The sequence below is a fragment of the Arthrobacter sp. NPDC080073 genome (genome assembly GCF_040686575.1).
In the GTDB taxonomy this organism is placed as follows: Bacteria; Actinomycetota; Actinomycetes; order Actinomycetales; family Micrococcaceae; genus Arthrobacter.
Map to the genome: position 1 here is coordinate 21,989 of NZ_JBFBKR010000026.1, position 21,332 is coordinate 43,320.

Sequence of the window (21,332 nt, forward strand, 5' to 3'; positions counted from 1 at the left end):
CCGATCTCTTCGCTATACGCGTGCGGAAGCAGTGCGCAAATTGCCGTAGTAGTAAGCAGTGGCCGCCACATCCGCACCTAGGTAGAACGCTCCCCAACCCATGCAGACAGTGCCGCTCAGATAGGATCCGCGGGCACCGTTACTGTTGGTCCACTGAAGTGTCGCGGGATTGCTCGTTCCGGATCCCGATACGTTGACACCCTTGATGCTGATGGACCCAACTCCGTACTGATAGAAGGATGTCGTGTTGCGGATCCAGTTTGGTGATACGTTCATTACCGCCGATGAGGAAAAACTCCCACAACCGCCATTTGAAACCGACTGAATCCACATATTTGCCGTGATCGGTTGCCTGTTATCGAAATAGGCGGTGCCCGACGCGCTAGTGGCCTGTGCACCCGAAGCCGCCCCAATTGCCATGAGGGTCGTCAGCCCGCCTGCCGTAACTGCGTTCCTTACATTCCTAACCATTTTCATTCGATTCCCCATTTTCAATTACTGGTCTGTCTTGGAATTCCAACCGCTTTCCGGTCAGACATGAATATCGAAGATGCTCTCCACCCTGACGCGATCGCACGGAACTAGTCCGGGAGCGTGCTCGTGAGTCCTTTATTGCAAGTAAGGGGGAGCCCGCTCTCGACCCCAGATCAGACACGCCACGAACAGGACCACTGCCAGCGCGAGAACAAACAGCCTTCCCATCGCCGATGCCTATAGCCGACTGGCGGATTTGTTTTGGGTCTCCTCTGGATCGACGACGAGTGTCATGGTTCCAAGACAGATCGCGCCGATCGTCCAAAGGCATATCGGAAGCGATCCGGGGAGACTAACGGTCGACGCTCCCATGAAAACGCCACTGCCCATCCCGCTGATCGCGAACAGACCAGCATCGCGTTTCGGACTTCGCTTTGTTGTGAGCACTAGGACCAAGGCAACCGCGCCAAGAGCCAAGGAGGTCCAGGCAAGCGGTGGCGTCTTCGGTTGGTGAAGGAGCCCGACAATAGTGCTGCCAGCGACACACGCGAGCACGAAGACTGTGGCCGTCCTGCGGATGGTTGATGAAAAGATCACTATCGAACCCTTTCTCTGGGGGGCCCGAGCGGCCGTCGCAAAAGAACTAGGGCCGCCTGGGCGACAGGGAACTAGGGTTCGCATGCGCGTCGCTTTATCTGTACGCTTCGATAGCGTCTCTTCGGTAATAAACGGTCGTGCGGCGGAACTCAGCAGCCCTGATTGCAGTGGGCGCGCGATGACCGCACCAGAACGGGCTGGCGTTGGCGCTTGGACTTCCCAAGCAATCAAGACGCGATTTTCCATGAATCCCCCAATCCATCTATGGTTCCGATTTGAAATCGAAACCCGTACAGGAATGCTAAGGGCGAAAACGGCGACTCAGTGTTGAAAACAACGAATTAAGTGGAGCCGTTGACGAATCTAAGTGGTCAAACATGGCAACACGTAGACGGAAACGTGGCAACACGTAGACGGAAACGCAAGTTTTCCTTATGCTCAGGCCAACGTCAGTTTGACCTCATCGTCCACGTTCCGGCCAAGGAACACTATCCGACCTTCCCGGGGAAGTCTCTACGGTGCTATCGCCGATCAATGTCCGACCCAAAAGCACCAATGGGTTGTCGGGTCAAGACGCGAACTTCGTTCGTCTGCAGTCCGCCGCGCTCGCCACACACTTAGTCCTGCACGGTCGGCGCCCCACCCCAACGCTGGGTCCGGCCTCAAACTAAAATCCCCTCACGCCGCTGATACCCGATACCGCGCGTTCCCGGCTATGTTTTCATCGTCATATAAGTCGGAATGGTCCATCAGCGCCCGTGCCGCGGCAAGCGGGCTTTGGAGATCGATACCGAGGGCAACACCAACCTCGCCATCGCCGCGCACCGGCCCGGCGTCCGGCGGTTTGTCCTGGTCAGCATCCTCACCGCGGACCAGACGCCGGATGTCCCGCACTTCTGGCACAAGAAGCTCAGCGAGGACAAGCTGGAGGCTCTTGAGGTTCCGTTTGTCGCCCTTCGCCCCGGCGCGTTCCTCGACCAGTTAACCAGGATGGGTGGCGACCCGTTCGAGAAGAAGCGCCTCACATGGTTCGGCACCAAGACCATCCCGCTGGCCTTCGTCCTCGCCTCCGACCTCGCCGGATACCTCGCGGCAGCGGTCGACGCCGATGTCGCCGACGGCGAACGGATCGACATCGGATGGGACCGGCCGGTGAGCGTCCAGGACATCGCCGACATCGCTTCGACTTATGCGGGCGGACCTGTGAGTGTCCGCTCGATGCCCGCCTGGTTTGTCAACGGGCTAGGCGCGGTGATGGGTCCGTTCGTCCCGATGGTCAAGGACATGAGCTCCATGCTCGGCTGGTTCGAGACGGGCAAATACGTCGCAGACACCAGGCGTCAGGCGGAAGTCTTCGGACCAGTCCCGACGCCGGAAGACGCCGTCGCGCGCTTCGCCCGGAGTTTAGGGCACTAAGGGATAGCTGGCGCGGGTTCGTGGTCGCCGGGGTCAGCGGGGTTTATCCGGGCTTCTTCAGCATCCGCGACGAGAACAAGCGTGGCGATGGCCATCGACCCAATTGTCCAGAGAGCCAGATCGAAGGCGAACCAGGAAATCCAACAGTCGAGGCTCCCAGAAACCCGCTGCTACATAGGCCGCTGACTGCTAAAAGGATGGCATCACGTTTCGGACGCAGCCTTGTGGCCAGGGCTATTGCAAGGACGGTTGCAGCGATCGCAACGGAGGCCAAGTAAAAGCGGCAGGCCAGTCGGCGCCGAGACCCTTTTTCGCGAAAGTCGGACGGCGCAGTCAGTCCTCCGGAACCACGGTCTGCCTCGGGCGAACAAGGTAAGCCTCTAGACCGGGGGCACTCAGCACCGCAGCGACCGCCGCGACCGAACCTCCAACGAAGACTGATCTCGCGTAAATGTCGTTCCCAACAAACCAGGCGCCATCGTCCGGTATCCAATTCATGGCAAGTCGGGTCGGCGGAAAATCGATCGGTTCGAGGGCAAGCTCAATGCTTCCACTCCTGACATGCATGACCCTCTGCTCGCCAATGGTGATGGTTGGACTCTCGCGTACCGCCTCCAGCAGAGAGTCGTAGCCTTCCCAGGCCAAGAAAGTGAAAGCGGAAGATTGAGTGTGCTTGGCCAAGACCGCGGACAGCCGAAGAGCAACTAAGCTGTCTATGGTGCCAGTCTCCGGTTCGTAGTATTCGTTCGGATCAGGGTTGACTATCGAAACGATCTCACTCCATTGGGTTTCGCTGTCGACGGTCATCGCGCTGCCCGCAATGACCGACCATCGCAGACGTTGGCCTTTGGAGGTCCTCACCGGATTCATAACGCGTGCAAAGGCGGGAAAGCTGTGGGGTACCAGGCTGGCAAGTGCAGCAGAAGGTTGCCCATAGATCTCCCCCGAATACCAGCTGAGCACTTCTTCCTGATTCAGAATGATCACTATCCTTTTACGAGAGCTATCTGATGTCGAGCGGAAGGACCCAACTCACAGTGTTCACGAACCTCTCAGAATGCAGTTCTGGTTCTGCTAGGTACTCTGCACCAATCGACACGACGACGCTTCCGCTGCGGGGCAATGCATCTCCAGGCAAGCTCACAAGCAGCGAGTTGTCCTGCACGCTTGTGGTGCAGGCGGCGTCGACTGTCGGGCTGCAAACAAAGGACCGGTCCGGTGCCGCCAAAGGATCAACGTAATCAATTGACCCATCAAAAACAGCGACCCGCAGATACTCAGGAATTATTGCGTCACTCAGGGTGAACTGAACAGGAGCAATTCCAGCTATTGCAAACGCTGATGGCATAGTCCCTGTCCGGTCTAGGCTTTCCGTATGATCTCCATGCTTCCAGTCAACTGCATAAGGACTGACCTGTGTTGGAAACCAAAGTCATCCTTTCCGACGAGACTTAAGCCAGCGGCTCGCAAAATCAGATAGGGCGACGAAGGCAAGCGAAAGAGCAAACGCCAGGGCGACCGTGAGTGCCTCACGATTTACATTTCTGCCCGTCCACAAACTGTTGTTGACAAGCATCAAAATGATCGTCATGAGCCCAGCCCTTCCGAAGCGCGATATCCATACTTTTTCGTTCGGACCTTTCGAGCCTTCCAACGGTTACCTCCTCCCTTACGACTCATTTCGCCCCCAAGCTTCCTGCGTCCAGACCGCCCACGGCTTGCGACTTGAGATCCTCAAGCCGGACGGTAGCCGCTTCCGGGAGCAAGTCCGGGAGTGAATGGGTCACGATAACCACGAGCTTGGACTCCGCCCAGCGCCTGATCTCGTCAACCATGTAGGCAACACCCTCGGTGTCAGTCCCGTTGAACGGTTCATCCAGCACCACGCAATCGAACTGGCCGACGGTGTTCATGACGTACCAGAGTTTGCGCACATTCCCTGTGGACAGGTTCCCCGCGTTCTCGCCTAGCCACGGTTCCATACCCAGCTGGGTCGCCCGCAGTATTTCGGGGCCAGGATCGAGATCTCGTGCAATACAGGCAAACACAAGGTGGTCACGGGCGGTCATCTGAGCGAAGAGCGCCGCTTCGGACCGGCACACCCTCCGCCTGTTCCTACTTCCAGGGTCATCGGCGCTCGCTCCGTTGACGAGGACCGTTCCGGCCCACGGGGACAGATAGCCACTGGCCAGTTCTACGAAGGTCGATTTTCCGGATCCGTTCTTTCCCTGCAAATGGATCAGTGCGGGTCCGCTGAAAGCGAAGGACACGTTTTCGTAGACGGGACGTTCGGAGGAATATCCGGCAAACACGCGGTCAAAGACTATTTGTGGGAGAGAATTCTGCGTTGCAGGCAAATCTTTGCACCTCCAGTGAGAAGAGCCGTGTAAGTGGCGGCGGCAATGGTTGCAGGGGCATCGCCAATGAGGAGAAGCCCGAGCAACGGAACTGCAAGCAGCAGGCCAATGAACGCTGCCACTAGGGACATTTCCATCGAGCCGTCGGCCTGCTTGACTTTGACCTTGCTGTAGGCGTTTCCAATGATGTTGCTGCCCGCAATCGACCACGGAATCAGGAGGGTTTCCAGGGGCAGGGCGCCTGTCGCAGCCCAGACGATAATTCCGATCGCTGGTGCCGCAAGCAGCGCCAGCAGCACTGACTGACTCAGGGTCACACCCCATGCAAGAGAATTGAGGCCGAACCCGGATTCCCAGCTGTACCTCAGCTGCGGAAGAAGTCCGATGGGATTGTTCGCCTTGCACAGGAGTTCATTCCCGACAACTCCAACCATGAAAACGATGCAGGCGGCCGCGTTCTGAATTCCGGGGATCTCCCGAAGGAATTCCGGCCCGATCCCGCCCACCCGAAAGCCGATCGCAGTGGCGGCAGCCAGAAGCAGGCAGATTCCGATTCCACGGAACAGGACAAACGACTTGTCCCTGACGAGATTGACTGTGAGGACCCGCCAGAGCATGGCGACCGGCGTCGTCGTCTTCCATACGGACTCCCTGACGCGCGGCGGAATCCGGGCGGTTACCGGAAACGATTGGCTCCGGATCGCCCCAACGTTCCGGAGTGTGAGAAAGGAAAGCACGACGACGGCGACCGCCACCGCCGTCGCGATCCAGCCGCCTTCCGCACCGCTTGCGTTGAGTTCCAAGTCAAACCCGGGAGGTGTCGAGGTCAGTGACTGCAGTCCTCGGGCGAGGATGGCGCCTAGGAAAGCGGCCAGGAGACAGCCCCCGGCGAAGACTGTCCACCCCGCTGCCAGACTCGGGACGCGAGGGTCAGTTGCGGCCAGCTTGGAACTCCAGGCAAGCCAGGACGCAGCGACGGCGAACGGGGCAGCTAAGAGGGTCAGTGCCAATGGGCCTCCGCTTCCACCTTCCTCTTGCACAACAACCCATGCCGCGGTGCAGACGGCGCCTGACAAACCAAGCAAGATGCCGGCCCGAGGAACCGCCTCGGCCAGGAACACATGGTGCATTGAAACATCGGTCGCCCGGAAGAGCTCCCTGTTTGGATTGAACCGGACTGCAAATCTCCGGCTACTGAGTGCTTCCCGTGCGAGCGCACCGACGGAGATATAGGCGCAGACGGCGAGTGCCAACAGGAGGATTGCCGTCGTTGCAGCGCTGCCCGCGCGGGTACCCGCGCCGTCGAGCGATGACGCCTCCTGCAGCAGCCGCATCACGAATAGCGATCCAGCTAGAACAGCACCGACCAGCGCAATCCCGCTAGCCACTCCAAGCGCCACGAGTGTTCGAATGGATATTGGCCATCCCGTGACCGCCAATATGCGCACTCCCGAAAACTTGTAAGCGGCTCTCAGACTTCCCATGCCGGTGCCTAGAGACGATTGACGGATTCGCTTTGGGCAGACTCCGCGTCGACGATGAGGGCCACGGTTCCGATACAGACGGTGCCTATCGTCCAGAGCCATATCGGAAGCGTGCCCGGAAAGCCCACCTTCGCGGCTGCAATGAACACGCCGCCACCCATCCCGCTGATGATGAACAGAACCGCGTCGCGCTTGGGGTTTCGTTTTGTTGCGAGCACTGTCAACAGGGAGATTGCTCCAACGGCCGAGGACGTCCACGCAAGGAGTGGAGTTCTTGGTTCGTGAAGGAGCCCCACGACGATACTGCCAACGAGACACGCGAGTACGAGAATGGTGGCGATGGTTCGGACCGTTAATGAGTAGATCAATGTCAGACCCTTTCTAGGATTCAGAGGGCTAGAGAAACCGCGGCCGTTGCGAGAGAGGCTGCGAAAATGGCCGCAGTCGTTTTGGAGGAAGAGCTCGACCACTGCTTTCGGAACATGAAGGGCGAGCATGTCCCTACGAGGACCACGTATACGAATGTCGCCCAGTGGTCCTTCGGGGATGCAAGCGTCAACAGAAGGCTGACTAGCTGGACTCCCAGGATGGACACGATTGCGGTGCACCCCAGTAGCCCGACTCGGAAACGGAGTCCTCCACGCTCTAGCCCGGGAAAGAAGGTGCTCTCGGAGATGGATGTCAGCGAAAAGTACAGCGTCGAAAGTAGTGTTGAGAGGACGACTCCGACGTAGAACCCCACATTCACCGCGAGCTCGGCAACTGCAGGATCGCTAATCGCCCTAGCGGCATCAGTCTGCGCTACTTGTCCTGCTACGACTCTGTGAAGCTGTTGACTCCTCAACAGCAGGAGCCCCAAAAGTGCCCCGGCGCAACACAACCAAACAAGAGGAGACGTATTTCTTCGCGGTCTCCGAGAGGGCTTATCTCCGGCCGGCTGTTCCACACTCAACGAATATGACGTCATGGGGCGAATCCTTTTGTAGCTAGAACTGTGGCTTCGAGAAGGGCTGCGGCAAGGACAAGGACCCAAGCAATTCCGAACATCTTCAGGGCCAATGGGAACTTTGCGACATACTGCCGCAGCGGTCCTGCCTCCTCAGAAGGGGAAAGAGCTGACCGGATAGCGGCGACGACGGGAATGAGGCCAGCCCCGGCGCCGAGCAGAAGGCCTAGAAATTCGACCGGTGCATAAATCCAAATCGAAGCCACCACCTCACCAATTCCCATGTGGGTCCGCCCGAGGCGCATCGTGGAGCCGATGTAGATTGCTGTAAGTGGCCACGCGATCAGCGTCGAGGCTCCCCCGGTAATGACGCCGGAAAACAGGAGACACAAGGCGGGTACATTTGCAGCGAGAATCCGTCCCAGCGCAGATAGCCAGGTAAGGCCAGCTTCAGGGGACACAGGCTGAAGCGATTCGGATTGAATCGCGATGTCCGTTTGGAAACCGACGATGAATCCGGCAAGCATGAGCGCCAGGGACAGCATCATCGCAACGAGGAGCAATGGCTTATCGCCGTTCCTGACGCTCATGCGCAGTTTCGGTTCCGTCGGTGCTGCGGCTACGCGATCGCTGCCCGCTTACCCCATCGGAGGATCGCCCAGCGCGCTGTCGCGACAACTGCCGCTGCTATGCCGCCAGAAAGCACCCCCATCACGATGGCGAGGGCAATCCCGCCAACTTCTATTGCACTTACGATCTGTGAGGCGAACGCATGCGACAGGCCGAACATTCCGGCGATGTACATGACGCTCGCGCTGGCAAGGGCAAGTCCTGCCAGGCTGACCGCAGTTGCGAAAGTGACCGACTTGATGGACGGGCGGATCGTTGCTTCCATGGTTCCTCCTTGGGTTGTGACCGAGACCGGTGATCCGGTCCCGCTCACAATCCAAAGGCATGTTTTACCCGTCTCAGTGGTGAAATCGGAAAACTCAGTGGTCCGAAACCCAAATCTCCGTGCAAAAAGGCCGTACACGGAGGCGTAAATCGCGTTCATGGAGTCTCGTCTACGTGTTGCTGATAAGTAACCCGTAGCGTCGTTGAGGCTGTGGGTTCGGAATTGAGGACGGGGTGGTTTGGGGCCAAGCCCGTGTTTCACGGGACACGCGACAGTGGTTCCGCGCCATCGACGCCGACCACCCCGGAAAACAGGACTGATGCATCCGCCACCAATGCATGTACACACGGCTTTGAGCTTCGGCTTGCTTGCCCTGATGTACCAGGGTCATGGCTTCATAGAGCAGTTCCTCCCAATGCGCTCCAAACGCAGCGCGCCAGAACAGCTACAAAGGAGCAAGCACAATTGCAAGCGCGCGGATGAACGTCTATTCGAGCGCCAGTTGTAAGTTAATGTCAGACCTTCCGGGTTCTGGTGAGCAGAGGAAGTCATCAAAAAGGCAGACTCTAGGGTTCGCTCTCTGTTTGGCGATAGGCCGCCAATGCGTCTCTGCGGGCCCAGCGAACGACGAGAGCGATGTCGAGGACGAAAGAAACGCAAAAGAAGGCAACAAAGACGGGAAATGGTGCTCCAGCGAGGAACAGGACGCCCGCGATCCCGATAAAGACGACGCCGCTGATCAAGTTGTATCGACGCCGGCCCGGAGTCGCGCGCATTGCTGTCAGGAGTTCATCTAGGTAGTAGAGCACGTCCCTCCTCTCTGACGGCCGCCCTCAGCGGCAATATCCACCGGTATAACGGAAAGCCTGCCGACCAATCGGGGCGCGGGTATCACTGACCGTTTCCTTCGATCTTTGATGCCTTGGCGCAGCGCACGAACTTCCACAGCGAAATAAGTGAAGCCATTACGAGGACGACTCCGGAAATGATGCTCCACGGTGATTCGCGGTGAATGGTCGAAAAGATGTATGCGGAGTAGAGACCAAAGATGAGCGCCAGTAGAAGCCAAATGATGGCGTTGCTTTTCATGGCAAGTTCCTTGGCCCTTGGACGCCGGTAATCCATCGACCCACAGCTGCGGCAAAGGTCTGTTGCTGGCTCAGCTTCAATTCCCAACCCCCATAAGCTTGCCTGTCGCACTGACAACTGATCCTCCGGAGCGGCTCCGATTCCCGATTGCTCGGGGCCGTCCTTGTGAAGGAGGCTAACGCCAAAAAAGCCGTCTCAGTGTAGAAATACGGAAACTCAGTGCTAGGAGACCTGAATTTCCGTGTGAAATCGAGCAATCTCCGTGTGGTCGGTGGCCCTTCTCCGTGTAAATCGAGGTTGAACACGTAGAGCGGCATCGTCCGGCCTGGATCGAGTCAGTTCGACTTAGGCACAACCAAACCGGCTTAGGTCCTTCGAACCATCGCCCGCGTAGCCTCCCCCTTGTACTCCAGCGCTGTGAATCCAAGAGCACGCAGACAGCGAACCCCTTTCGGGCTAGCCGGCAATACCGGGATCGGCGTCGCCGGGGGGCAGGGCTACTTTAATGACTTCCTTGGCAAACGTCACACCTGCACCCCACTCGACACCTTCGCGCTTCGCGAGCCACGCAACACACTGTATGCTGGCTCGTCCAACGACGCTATCCACGTTTTGCCCGCCACATGGGAGCAATACCCGTGAGAACGATCGTGAAAGCGAAGCCAGTTAGCAGGATCCGCGGCACCCGGCCGGAAAACCACACGGCGCCGCCCCAGCGGTATCAGGATGAGCATTAATTCACGGTCTGCGTGCCAGACCCGCTTAGCGCGGACTCGACGAAGTATCTCGCTCCGGTAGCCGAAGAAACAGGCCGCAGCAAGCAATTCGCGAAAGGACGCTCTAGCCTGCGCCGCGACAGCCCAGGCAATGATCCCCGCCAACCACGACACATCGAACTTCGTCGCCAATCGCGGCGTTCCGAGACCGGAACCTTCGCGCGGCGAGCGCGCATGATGTTTATCATCTGTATCCCACCCCACCCAACAGCACCTCTTGGTATCCCAAACCCCCTCCCCACGGAACACCCCCTTGACTCCCACCCGCTCCTTCCCTAAACTTTTCATAAAGCAGAATCTAAATTCCACAAAGCGGAAATTCAACAAGGCGAACTGGCCCTAGAGAACAAGCCAAGAGGAAGATGGATCCCAAGCCCTCCCGGAAGGACACCTACGATGACGTACACAGTGAACTGCTCCATCCTCCTGACGGAGCTCCCCCTGCTCGAGCGCCCCGCGGCCGCGAAGGCTGCCGGCTTTGACGCCGTCGAATTCTGGTGGCCCTTTGAAACCTCCGTCCCGTCGGACGCCCAGGTAACCGAGTTCGAGAACGCCATCAAGGACGCTGGCGTTCAACTCACCGGCTTGAACTTCAACGCCGGCAACATGCCCGGCGGCGACCGCGGCCTGGTTTCCTGGCCCGCCCGCTCTTCCGAGTTCCTGGACAACATCGACGTTGTCGCAGGCATCGGCGAGCGGCTCGGCTGCAAGGCCTTCAACGCCCTCTACGGCAACCGCGTGGACGGCGAATCGGCCGAAAAGCAGGACGCCATCGGCGCCGAAAACCTGGCCAGCGCCGCAGAAGGCGTCGCACGCATCGGCGGCACAGTCCTCCTCGAGCCCGTCAGCGGCGCACCCAAGTACCCGCTCCTGAAGGCCGCCGACGCCCTCAAGGTGATCGACCGCGTCAAGGAAGAATCCGGCGCAACGAACGTCAAGCTCCTCGCCGACTTCTACCACCTGGCAGTCAACGGGGACGACGTCGCAGCCGTCATCGAGAACCACGCGAAGGACTTCGGCCACATCCAGATCGCCGACAACCCCGGCCGCGGAGCGCCCGGAACCGGTGAGCTTCCGCTCGGCGAATGGATCGCCCGCAGCCGCGAACTCGGCTACGGAGGCTACATCGGCCTCGAGTACAAGGAACCGCAGGAAACGGCCTTCAGCTGGGCCATCCGCCAGCGCGCCAACTCCCACTAGTCCCCACCTGCCCAACTGGGTAGCAGTTGATGTCGTTTAGAGCCCTCAAAACGACATCAACTGCGAGCTAGTTGGGTCCAGCACACCTGAGCTAAAACAGACTTCAGTAAGGAAAATCATGAGCAACGTTGCAGTTATCGGACTCGGAATCATGGGTCTTCCCATGGCCATCAACCTGGTCAAGGCCGGCCACACCGTCACCGGTTTCAACCGCAGCCAGGACAAGATCGACAAGCTCGTCTCCGAAGGCGGCAAGGGTGCCACGAGCATCGCCGATGCCGTCAAGGACGCCGACGTCGTCATCACCATGGTGCCGGACTCGCCCGACGTCGAAGGTGTCGTCAGCGGGCCGGATGGTGTCTTCGCCAACGCGAAGAAGGGCACTCTCTGGATCGACGCGAGCAGCATCCGCCCGGACGTCGCCGCCCGCCTCTCGGCAGACGCCGTCGCAGCCGGCATCCGCCCGCTCGACGCACCTGTGTCCGGCGGCGAACAGGGCGCCATCGACGCCGTCCTGTCCATCATGGTAGGCGGCGACGCGGCGGACTTCGAAGCGGCACAGGATGTCCTCAACGCGGTCGGCAAGACCATCGTCCACGTCGGCCCCTCCGGCTCCGGCCAGACCGTCAAGGCAGCGAACCAGCTGATCGTGGCCGTCAACATCGAGGTCCTCGGCGAGGCCATCGCCTTCCTTGAGGCCTATGGCGTGGACACGGACGCAGCCCTCAAGGTCCTCGGCGGCGGCTTGGCCGGCTCCAAGGTCCTCGAGCAGAAGGGCCAGAAGATGCTCGACCGCAACTTCGACCCCGGCTTCCGCCTGGCCCTCCACCACAAGGACCTCGGCATCGTCACCTCTGCAGCCCGCGAAGCCAACGTCGCAATCCCGCTCGGCGCCGTCGTCGCACAGCTCGTCGCCGCCACTGTCAACCAGGGCGACGGCGGACTCGACCACTCGGGACTCTTCAAGCAGGTCCTCCAGCTCTCCGGCCGAAAGTAAAGCCGGGCCGCAAGTAAGCCGCCCGCCCGAAAAGGCGGAAACAAGCGAAAACCAGCAGCCGGCGTCGGGCACTTCCGACGCCGGCTCCCCCAGACACACCCAAAAACCGCCCGTAGCGGGCAAAACAGACTTTTCAAGGAGCACACCATGACGAAGATGCGCACTGTAGACGCAGCCGTCGCCATCTTGGCAAAGGAAGGCGCCATCGAGGCGTTCGGCCTGCCAGGCGCGGCAATCAACCCCTTCTATTCCGCGATGCGGGCACATGGCGGCATCCGCCACACCCTGGCCCGCCACGTTGAAGGCGCCAGCCACATGGCTGACGGCTACTCCCGCGCAGCGGACGGAAACATCGGTATCTGCATCGGCACCTCGGGCCCCGCAGGAACGGACATGATCACCGGCCTGTACGCAGCCTGGGCAGATTCCATCCCCATGCTCTGCATCACCGGCCAGGCGCCCGTTGCCAAGCTGCACAAGGAAGACTTCCAGGCCGTGGACATCGAATCCATCGCCAAGCCGGTCACCAAGATGGCCATGACCATCCTGGAACCGGGCCAGGTTCCCGGAGCCTTCCAGAAGGCCTTCCAGCTGATGCGCTCCGGCCGTCCCGGCCCGGTCCTGCTGGATCTGCCGTTCGACGTCCAGATGGCGGAGATCGAGTTCGACATCGACGCGTACGAGCCCATCGCCGTCGAAAAGCCGAAGGCCAGCCGCAAGCAGCTGGAAAAGGCACTGGACATGCTCACCGCAGCCGAGCGCCCGCTGATCGTCGCCGGTGGCGGCATCATCAACGCAGGCGCCTCCGCGCAGCTGGTTGAACTGGCCGAACTGCTCAACGTTCCGGTCATCCCCACCCTGATGGGCTGGGGCACCATCCCGGACGACCACGTGCTGATGGCCGGCATGGTGGGCCTGCAAACCTCGCACCGCTACGGCAACGAGACCATGCTGGCCTCGGACTTCGTGATCGGCATCGGAAACCGCTGGGCCAACCGCCACACGGGCGGCCTGGACACCTACACCGCCGGCCGCAAGTTCGTGCACGTCGACATCGAGCCCACGCAGATCGGCCGCGTGTTCTCGCCGGACTTCGGCATCGCGTCCGACGCCGGTGCGGCGCTGGACGGGCTGATCGAGCTGGCACGCGAGCGCCAGGCAGCGAAGTCCCTGCCGGACTACTCCGCGTGGGTTGCCGAGTGCACCGCACGCAAGGGTTCCCTGCAGCGCAAGACCCACTTCGAGAACGTGCCGATCAAGCCGCAGCGCGTGTACGAAGAGATGAACAAGGCTTTCGGCAGGGACACCACCTACGTGTCCACCATCGGCCTCTCGCAGATCGCCGGCGCGCAGTTGCTGCACGTTTTCGGCCCGCGCAAGTGGATCAATGCCGGCCAGGCCGGCCCCTTGGGCTGGACATGTCCTGCGGCCCTGGGCGTTGTCCGCGGCAAGCCGGACGAGACCGTTGTTGCCCTGTCCGGTGACTACGACTTCCAGTTCATGATCGAAGAACTGGCCGTGGGCGCACAGTTCAACCTGCCGTACATCCACGTGGTGGTGAACAACTCGTACCTGGGCCTGATCCGCCAGTCGCAGCGCGGCTTCAACATGGAACAGAACGTGTCCCTGGCGTTCGAGAACATCAACTCCCCTGAAACCAACGGCTACGGTGTGGACCACGTCAAGGTTGCCGAAGGCCTCGGCTGCAAAGCCATCCGCGTGGAAGACCCGTCCGACCTGCCTGCCGCGTTCGACAAGGCCAAGGCACTCATGGACGAGTTCAAGGTTCCCGTGGTGGTCGAAGTGATCCTGGAAAAGATCACCAACATCTCCATGGGCGTTGAAATCAACGGCGTGAACGAGTTCGAAGAACTGGCCGAGCGCGGCGAGGACGCCCCCACGGCGATCATCGCCCTGCTGGACTAGTAAGTACTGAAGGAGGTACGGAATGCGTGTGGTCATAGCCCCGGACAAGTTCAAGGGATCGCTCTCAGCCCCCGAGGTCGCCAGCCGCTTGAGCACGGGATTGCGGGCAGGTTTTGCCGCCAGCCGCCCGGGCGAGGGCTTTGAAACCACGCTCATTCCAGTGGCCGACGGCGGCGAGGGGACTCTCGACGCCGCCGTCGGCTCCGGCTTCACCCGCCGCCGCGCGACGGTCACCGGGCCCACCGGCCAGCCGATCACGGCCGAGTTCGCCGTCCGCGGCGAGGAAGCCGTCATCGAAATGGCCGCGGCCTCCGGACTCGCGGTGCTGCCAGGCTTCGGCAACGGGAGCGCCCCGAACACCGAAACGGCCAAAAGCTCCACAAGCCAGGGCACCGGCGAACTCATCCGCGCGGCCCTGGACCTCGGCTGCCGGCACATCATCCTCGGCGTCGGCGGCAGCGCCAACACCGACGGCGGCGCCGGCGTGCTCCAAGGCCTCGGCGCGGTCCTCCTCGACGCCGAAGGCAACGAACTCCCCGGCGGCGGCGCAGCACTGGCGCGCCTGGACCGGATCGACTTCTCGAACCTCGACGTCCGCGTGGAGGTCACCGAGTTCGTCCTGGCGTCCGACGTCGACAATCCCCTTTTGGGCCGCACCGGCGCTGCCGCGATCTTCGGACCGCAGAAGGGCGCGACGCCGGAAGACGTCGCCACGCTCGACGCGGCCCTGGCCCACTTCGTCCAGGTGCTCGCCAGCGAAATCGGGTCCGAAGCCCGGGACGCCGCACAGGCACCGGGCGCAGGCGCGGCAGGCGGCGTCGGCTACATCGCCATCGCGGCGCTGGGCGCGGCACGCAGGCCGGGCATCGACGTCGTCCTCGAATTCACCGAACTCGAACAGCGGCTCGCGGGCGCGGACCTCGTGATCACCGGCGAAGGCAGCCTCGACGAACAGAGCCTGCTCGGCAAAACGCCCATGGGCGTGGCGCGGGCAGCAGCGCGTTCAGGGATCCCCGTGATTGCCGTCTGCGGCCGCAGTACGCTGAGCCTGGAACAACTTACGGAGTCCGGTTTCGAGTCGGTCCACGCGTTGACCGAACTCGAATCCAATGTAGAGAAATGTATAGCTGAAGCAGGGCCGCTGCTTGAAGAATTGGGTCAGCACATCGGCGTGCGCCTGTCTGAAAAATCGGCACCCACCCAAGACGCAGCGCGAACCGAGACCAAGGAGCAACTCCATGTCTGAAGAAACCACCACTACGCACGGCCCGTTTGACCTGGTCATCCGCGGCCAGCGCATCCTCACCACCGCCGGCATCACCGCCCGCGAAGTCGGCGTCCGCAACGGCGTGATCGTCGCGATCGAACCCCTGGGGAACGGCCTCAGCGGCACCGAAGTCATCGAGCTCGGCGACGACGAAACCCTCATTCCGGGCCTGGTGGACACCCACGTGCACGTCAACGAGCCCGGCCGCACCGAATGGGAAGGCTTCGCCTCCGCCACCCGCGCTGCAGCCGCAGGCGGTGTCACCACCATCATCGACATGCCGCTGAATTCCATCCCGCCCACCACCAACGTGGAAGGCCTCAAGCTCAAGCGCGAAGTTGCCGAGGACCAGGCGTTCGTGGACGTCGGATTCTGGGGCGGTGCCATCCCGGGCAACAAGAAGGACCTCCGCCCGCTTCACGACGAGGGCGTCTTCGGCTTCAAGTGCTTCCTCCTTCACTCCGGCGTGGACGAGTTCCCGCACCTGGACGCGGACGAGATGGAAGAGGACATGGCCGAGCTCAAGTCCTTCGACTCCCTCATGATCGTCCACGCCGAGGACTCCCACGCGATCGACCACGCACCCCACCCAGGCGGCGCCCACTACTCCACGTTCCTTGCCTCCCGCCCCCGCGGCGCCGAGAACAAGGCCATCGCCGAGGTGATCGAACGCGCCCGCTGGACCGGCGCCCGCGCCCACATCCTGCACCTCTCGTCCTCGGACGCGCTGCCCATGATCGCTTCGGCCAAACGCGACGGCGTGCACCTCACCGTGGAGACCTGCCCGCACTACCTGACGCTCATGGCCGAGGAAATCCCCGACGGCGCCACCGCCTACAAGTGCTGCCCGCCCATCCGCGAGGCCTCCAACCGCGAGCTGCTCTGGCAGGGCCTGCAGGATGGCACCATCGACTGCATTGTCTCGGACCACTCCCCCTCGACGCTTGACCTGAAGGATCTGGAAAACGGCGACTTCGCCGTAGCCTGGGGCGGCGTCTCCTCGCTGCAGCTGGGGCTCTCGTTGATCTGGACCGAGGCACGCCACCGCGGCATCTCCCTGGAGCAAGTGGTGTCCTGGATGTCCGAGAAGCCCGCAGCCTTGGCCCGCCTCCACAACAAGGGCCAGCTGGCGCTCGGCTACGACGCTGATTTCTCCATCTTCGCGCCCGACGACGCTTTCGTCGTCGACGTCAAGAAGCTCAAGCACAAGAACCCGATCACGCCGTACGACGGCAAGGCGCTCTCCGGCGTCGTACGCAAAACATACCTGCGCGGCAGTGAGATCGACGGCCGGACGCCCAGCGGCAAGCTGATCCGCCGCGGCGGCGTGTAAGGCCACAGCCATGGCTGTCAACGTCCATGCCCCGTACGGGCAACTGCCCGCACGGCTCAACGCCTCGCGGCACCAGCCCGCCGCCCGGCCCTCCGCGCTTCGGCCCGGGCTGGTTCGCCCTGGGATGATCCCGCGCGGCCTGGCCGTGTGGGTGCAGCCCGGCGAAGGCCGCGAGATCGATGCCGAGGTTTGGGCCCGGGCCGCTGAAGCGGTCCTGGCCCGGGCCCGCAAACTTGCTCCGGGGGCGGAAGTCCTCCTTTGGCCCGCCGCCGGAGCTGCAACGTCCGGTGATTCTTCCGGTCAGGAGGCTTCCGATCCGGGTGCGTCCGACGCCGCTTCGGCGCCGGAAGCGTCCGATGCCGCTGCCAACCCGCCTGTCGCCTTAGCCGGCCGACGCAGCACCGTGGCAGTGGACCTAGCCGCGAACACCGTGCTCCTCGATGGTGTCCCTGTCAGCTTCACTGCGATGGAACACAGCCTCCTCCGCTACCTCGTGGAAAACCTGTCCCGGCCCATCCCACGTGAAGAATTGCAACGCTTTCTGGAGTCACTTGACTGTCCCGGCGCGGCATTTCGGTCCATCGACGTGTATGTTGGACGCGTCCGGCGCAAGCTGGGCTCAGCCCGCCATGTCATCGCCACAGTGCGTGGAGGCGGCTACCAGTTCGTGCCCGGACCAGGCTCCACAGTCCGCGGACCAGCGGAATACTGCATCTAGGCAGCCCGTTACACCTACAGATTGATCGCCGGCCACGGCGGTTGCCCGTCAAGTCAAGGATTGCAACATGACCCAGAAACTCCTCGCCGGAACCCAGGCCCCCGATTTCGCGCTGCTTAACTCCGAAGGCCAGAAGGTCTCCCTGTCCGATTACCGCGGACGCAACGTCATCGTGTACTTCTACCCGGAAGCCGCCACCCCCGGCTGCACCACGGAGGCATGCGACTTCCGCGACAGTCTCTCCAGCCTGCAGTCCTCCGGCTACGAAGTCCTGGGCATCTCCCCCGACGCCCCCGAAAAGATCGCACGCTTCGCCGGCGACTTCTCCCTGACCTTCCCGCTCCTCTCCGACGAGGACCACGCCGTGGCCCTCGCCTACGGCGCCTGGGGCGAGAAGCTCGTGAACGGCGAAGTGGTAGACGGCCTGGTCCGCTCCACCGTAGTGCTAGACGGCGAAGGCAAGGTCAAGCTGACCCAGTACCAGGTCAAGGCCCAAGGCCACGTAGCAGCCCTCAAAGCCGAACTCGGCCTGTAACGCCCGCTCACAAACAAGCCCACCCGGGCCAACGCCCGCTCACAAACAAGCCCGACCGGCCCGACGCCCGCTCACAAACAAGCCCACCCGGGCCAACGCCCGCTCACAAACAAGCCCACCCGGCCCGACGCCCGCTCACAAACAAGCCCACCCGGGCCAACGCCCGCTCACCTGACCGGCACTTTTCGGCCAGAAGTGAGCGTGCGTTTGGGATTTCGCCGTCATAGGTGAGCGAGCATCAGGCTTTAGCGATCGCTTCTTCCAGCGCGCCAAGGACGAGCTTTACCGATGCCCTGTTGGCGTTCGGACCCATCATGCCGATCCGCCAAACGGTCGACGTAAACTCGCCCGCCCCCGAGCCGATTTCCATACTGAAGTTCTCCAAAAGGTAAGAGCGGACGGCGGCCGAGTCCACGCCGTCGGGCACTTTGACGGTGGTGAGGCTCGGCAATCGCGAGCCCTCCACGGCAAACAGTTCGAGCCCCATCGCTTCAAGGCCATCCCGCAACTCGGCTCCGGCCGCACGGTGCCGCGCTTGAACAGCCGCGAGCCCCTCGGCCAAGATGCGATCCAATCCGGCCTCGAGCCCGGCGATCATGGTCACCGGCGCCGTATGGTGATACGTCCGGTTGCCACTCGCCGCGCCAACATACCCACCCAAAAGGCCGATATCCAGGTACCACGAACGCGGCTCTTTGATGCGCCGCTCGAAAGCACGCTCGGACACGGTGAACGGGGACAAGCCAGGGGGCGCTCCCAAACACTTCTGCGTCCCGGCATACCCGACGTCGATCCCCCAGTCGTCAGCCAGGAGTTCCAGCCCGCCGATGGATGTCACGGCGTCCACGATCAGCAGGGCGTCACCTTTGCCGGCGCCCAAAGGCGCGACGTCGGACAGGACACCTGTGGAGGTTTCGGCATGGACGGCGGCAATAACCTTGGGATGAGGGTGCGCGGCGAGGACCCGCTCCACGTCCACGGGCCGGCCCCATTCATGGTCTACGCGGACCACCGTGGCGCCGCAGCGCCGGGCAACCTCACACATGCGCTCCCCGAAAAGCCCGTTGACGGCAATTACCGCCACGTCGCCGTCGGACACTGTATTAACGAAGGCAGCCTCCATGCCGCCGGATCCAGTGGCACTCAACGGCAGGGTGCGGACATTCCGGGTTCCCCACACATTTCGAAGTCCTTCGCATGTCCGGTCCAGGCGCTCTATGAAGACCGGATCCAGATGCCCGATGACCGGATACGCCAACGCGGCAGTCACTTCCGGATAGCAATTGCTGGGACCCGGTCCGAAGAGATACCGGGAAGTCAGGACCTCTGGCATGGCGGAACTCCTTTGGCTCGTTGCTGACATTGTCCACTAGACGGCAAACGTGAGCGAGCGTTTCAGGAAACACCCCCAAAGGTGAGCGAGCGTTTCAGGAAACACCCCCAAACGTGAGCGAGCGTTTCAGGGGAGGGCAGGGCGGGGCGGGAGGTCCGGGGTGCGGTATTCTCTTGACACCACGGCAGTCATTGGATTCACTATTACGTATGCTGAAATAACAGTTCCATGATGTGGAAGACCTGAGGTGCGGAGGCGCGCAGGTCCATCCGGCAGGAATCGCCGGAGTTCCGCATAGCCAACACCATGGATGCCAGCACTCGCACGAGGAATGAACAAGCATGCAGCTTGAAGTATTCAACAGCGTGGACCGTGCGGACGCGATCGACGTCCTCCGCCCATGCCTGGACATCCAGCGCTGGGTGGAGCACATCGCAGATGCGCGCCCCTTCAGCGGCTTGGACTCCTTGCTCGATTTCGCCCGGGAAACCGCCGAGCCTTTCACGTCGGACGAAGTGGCGGCCGCGATGGCCCACCACCCCCGGATCGGCGAACGGCCCAAGGCCCAGACCACCGAAGCCGCGATGTCCCGCTCCGAACAGGCTGGCGTCGACCCCGGCGATGACGGCGTCGTCACCGCTTTGGCCGAAGGCAACCGCGAGTACGAGGCAAAGTTCGGCCGCGTCTTCCTGATCCGCGCCGCGGGCCGGACAGCCAAGGAAATCCTGGCCTCCCTCCAGGAGCGCCTGGGCCACACCGCGGAAGAAGAAGACGTCATCGTGGCTGGCCAGTTGCGCGAAATCGCACTGCTGCGCCTTGCCGGCGTCATCAGCGAAACCAGCGCGAGCAACGAAGGAGTGTCCAACAAATGAGCGTTTCCCAGATAACCACCCATATCCTGGACACCGGTTCCGGACGCCCGGCCGCCGGTGTCGCCGTCGTGCTGTCTGTGCGCGACGGCGACAACTGGCGGCCCGTGGCTAGCGGCACTACCGATGCGGACGGCCGGATCAAGGACCTGGGTCCTGAGAGGGTCGACGGCGGCAGTTACCGACTGAACTTCGCAACAGGTCCGTATTACAAGGCCCAAGGCGTGGACACCTTTTTCCCTGAGGTGGACTTGAGCTTCACGGTGTCCGACGCCGGCGAGCACTACCACGTGCCGCTCCTGCTCAGCCCCTTCGCGTTCTCCACGTACCGCGGCAGCTAGTCGATCGGTGTGACGTAGGCTCCCGAGATGCCGCCGTCAACCATGAAGGTCGACGCGGTAATGAACGAGGCGTCGTCGCTTGCCAGGAAGGCGACCGCAGCGGCCAGTTCTTCGGGCTCGGCGAAACGTCCCAGGGGCACGTGGACCAGGCGGCGCGCTGCCCGCTCCGGATCGGAGGCGAAGAGTTCCTTCAACAGAGGGGTGTTGACCGGTCCGGGGCACAGTGCGTTGATCCGCACACCCTTGCGCGCGAACTCGACGCCCAGCTCGCGGGTCATCGCCAGCACGCCGCCCTTGGAAGCGCTGTAGGAGATCTGCGAAGTTGCCGCACCCATCACGGCCACGAAGGACGCGGTGTTGATGATCGAGCCCTTGCCCTGCTCCAACATGTACGGCAGCGCGTATTTGCAGCAGTAATAGACGCTCGTCAGGTTTACCTCCTGGACCCGGCGCCAGGCATCGATTCCGGTGTCCAGGATGGAAGCGTCGTCCGGCGGCGAGATGCCGGCATTGTTGAAGGCGATATCGACGCTGCCGTAGTGGCTCTTGGCGGCGGCGAACAGGTCGATGACTTCCTGCTCGTCCGTGACGTTGACCTTCACGAAGATGCCATCGACGGCAGCCGCGGCTGCTTCTCCGGCTGCCGGATCGATATCGGCGATGACCACGTTGGCACCCTCCGAGGCGAAACGCTTTGCCGTGGCCAGGCCGATCCCGCTGGCGCCGCCGGTGATGACGGCTGTGCGGTCCTTGAGTCGGTTTGAAATGAATTCGGTCAT

General features: G+C 62.0%; 21 protein-coding genes. 10 read left to right on the forward strand and 11 right to left on the reverse strand.

The features are described from left to right. Window positions 1-12 precede the first annotated feature (12 nt). The gene (locus AB0O52_RS20810; protein ID WP_284752975.1) at window positions 13-276 is read right to left on the reverse strand and encodes a hypothetical protein; all 264 of its coding nucleotides are present in this window, start codon (window positions 274-276) and stop codon (window positions 13-15) included. 1,536 nt (window positions 277-1,812) lie between these two features. Between AB0O52_RS20810 and AB0O52_RS20815 the strand changes: the two genes are divergently transcribed. Beyond that, window positions 1,813-2,487 (forward strand): NmrA family NAD(P)-binding protein, encoded by a 675-nt coding sequence (locus tag AB0O52_RS20815; protein ID WP_364541783.1) that lies wholly within the window; start codon window positions 1,813-1,815, stop codon window positions 2,485-2,487. A gap of 333 nt (window positions 2,488-2,820) precedes the next feature. Here the strand turns inward: AB0O52_RS20815 and AB0O52_RS20820 are convergent, their stop codons facing one another. The 8 genes from AB0O52_RS20820 to AB0O52_RS20855 all read right to left on the reverse strand — a co-directional run bounded on the left by AB0O52_RS20820 (window position 2,821) and on the right by AB0O52_RS20855 (window position 9,258). Next, window positions 2,821-3,474 carry a hypothetical protein gene (locus AB0O52_RS20820; RefSeq protein WP_364541786.1) on the reverse strand — a complete coding sequence of 218 codons (654 nt, stop codon included), beginning with the start codon at window positions 3,472-3,474 and terminating at the stop codon, window positions 2,821-2,823. Window positions 3,475-4,163: 689 nt separating this feature from the next. Continuing rightward, complete coding sequence (locus AB0O52_RS20825; RefSeq protein WP_364541789.1) at window positions 4,164-4,799, reverse strand: ATP-binding cassette domain-containing protein; 636 nt, start codon at window positions 4,797-4,799, stop codon at window positions 4,164-4,166. An 11-nt stretch (window positions 4,800-4,810) separates the two neighbouring features. Beyond that, the gene (locus tag AB0O52_RS20830) at window positions 4,811-6,232 is read right to left on the reverse strand and encodes a hypothetical protein (RefSeq protein ID WP_364541792.1); all 1,422 of its coding nucleotides are present in this window, start codon (window positions 6,230-6,232) and stop codon (window positions 4,811-4,813) included. 104 nt (window positions 6,233-6,336) lie between these two features. Further along, entirely contained in the window at window positions 6,337-6,696 is a 360-nt protein-coding gene (locus AB0O52_RS20835; RefSeq protein WP_364541794.1) for a hypothetical protein, read from the reverse strand. Window positions 6,697-7,291: 595 nt separating this feature from the next. Next, window positions 7,292-7,864, reverse strand: coding sequence for a hypothetical protein (locus AB0O52_RS20840; protein ID WP_364541797.1), 573 nt, complete (start codon window positions 7,862-7,864; stop codon window positions 7,292-7,294). 29 nt (window positions 7,865-7,893) lie between these two features. Then, entirely contained in the window at window positions 7,894-8,169 is a 276-nt protein-coding gene (locus AB0O52_RS20845; protein ID WP_364541800.1) for an uberolysin/carnocyclin family circular bacteriocin, read from the reverse strand. 566 nt (window positions 8,170-8,735) lie between these two features. Continuing rightward, entirely contained in the window at window positions 8,736-8,978 is a 243-nt protein-coding gene (locus AB0O52_RS20850; protein ID WP_364541803.1) for a hypothetical protein, read from the reverse strand. A gap of 82 nt (window positions 8,979-9,060) precedes the next feature. Then, window positions 9,061-9,258 carry a hypothetical protein gene (locus AB0O52_RS20855; RefSeq protein WP_364541806.1) on the reverse strand — a complete coding sequence of 66 codons (198 nt, stop codon included), beginning with the start codon at window positions 9,256-9,258 and terminating at the stop codon, window positions 9,061-9,063. 1,172 nt (window positions 9,259-10,430) lie between these two features. Here AB0O52_RS20855 and AB0O52_RS20860 point away from each other — a divergent pair. From AB0O52_RS20860 to bcp, 7 genes are all read left to right on the forward strand, one after another. Beyond that, complete coding sequence (locus AB0O52_RS20860; protein WP_364541809.1) at window positions 10,431-11,234, forward strand: TIM barrel protein; 804 nt, start codon at window positions 10,431-10,433, stop codon at window positions 11,232-11,234. Window positions 11,235-11,352: 118 nt separating this feature from the next. Beyond that, window positions 11,353-12,231: a 2-hydroxy-3-oxopropionate reductase gene (locus AB0O52_RS20865; protein ID WP_364541812.1), complete on the forward strand. Its 879-nt coding sequence runs from the start codon at window positions 11,353-11,355 to the stop codon at window positions 12,229-12,231. Window positions 12,232-12,378: 147 nt separating this feature from the next. Further along, a complete protein-coding gene (gcl, locus tag AB0O52_RS20870) occupies window positions 12,379-14,157 on the forward strand; it encodes a glyoxylate carboligase (RefSeq protein ID WP_364541815.1) in 1,779 nt (592 codons plus the stop codon). Between the two features lie 22 nt (window positions 14,158-14,179). Then, complete coding sequence (locus AB0O52_RS20875) at window positions 14,180-15,403, forward strand: glycerate kinase (RefSeq protein WP_364541818.1); 1,224 nt, start codon at window positions 14,180-14,182, stop codon at window positions 15,401-15,403. Then, on the forward strand, window positions 15,396-16,757 hold the full coding sequence (allB, locus tag AB0O52_RS20880; protein WP_364541821.1) for an allantoinase AllB: 1,362 nt from the start codon (window positions 15,396-15,398) through the stop codon (window positions 16,755-16,757). The genes AB0O52_RS20875 and allB overlap by 8 nt, the downstream gene beginning before the upstream one ends. 124 nt (window positions 16,758-16,881) lie before the next feature. Further along, window positions 16,882-17,475: a winged helix-turn-helix domain-containing protein gene (locus AB0O52_RS20885; protein WP_364541867.1), complete on the forward strand. Its 594-nt coding sequence runs from the start codon at window positions 16,882-16,884 to the stop codon at window positions 17,473-17,475. Between the two features lie 67 nt (window positions 17,476-17,542). Further along, window positions 17,543-18,010 carry a thioredoxin-dependent thiol peroxidase gene (gene bcp / locus AB0O52_RS20890; RefSeq protein ID WP_284983164.1) on the forward strand — a complete coding sequence of 156 codons (468 nt, stop codon included), beginning with the start codon at window positions 17,543-17,545 and terminating at the stop codon, window positions 18,008-18,010. Between the two features lie 238 nt (window positions 18,011-18,248). On the opposite strand, the gene AB0O52_RS20895 is transcribed toward bcp, so the two are convergent. Then, window positions 18,249-19,343 (reverse strand): alanine--glyoxylate aminotransferase family protein, encoded by a 1,095-nt coding sequence (locus AB0O52_RS20895; RefSeq protein ID WP_364541824.1) that lies wholly within the window; start codon window positions 19,341-19,343, stop codon window positions 18,249-18,251. 341 nt (window positions 19,344-19,684) lie between these two features. On the opposite strand from AB0O52_RS20895, the gene uraD reads away from it, so the two are divergent. Together uraD and uraH are read left to right on the forward strand one after the other, a co-directional pair. Then, entirely contained in the window at window positions 19,685-20,215 is a 531-nt protein-coding gene (gene uraD / locus AB0O52_RS20900) for a 2-oxo-4-hydroxy-4-carboxy-5-ureidoimidazoline decarboxylase (RefSeq protein ID WP_364541827.1), read from the forward strand. Next, the gene (uraH, locus tag AB0O52_RS20905; RefSeq protein WP_364541830.1) at window positions 20,212-20,553 is read left to right on the forward strand and encodes a hydroxyisourate hydrolase; all 342 of its coding nucleotides are present in this window, start codon (window positions 20,212-20,214) and stop codon (window positions 20,551-20,553) included. The genes uraD and uraH overlap by 4 nt, the downstream gene beginning before the upstream one ends. Here the strand turns inward: uraH and AB0O52_RS20910 are convergent. Further along, window positions 20,550-21,320 (reverse strand): 3-oxoacyl-ACP reductase, encoded by a 771-nt coding sequence (locus tag AB0O52_RS20910; RefSeq protein WP_336885442.1) that lies wholly within the window; start codon window positions 21,318-21,320, stop codon window positions 20,550-20,552. The two genes, uraH and AB0O52_RS20910, sit on opposite strands and share 4 nt — an antisense overlap. Between the last annotated feature and the right edge of the window lie 12 nt (window positions 21,321-21,332).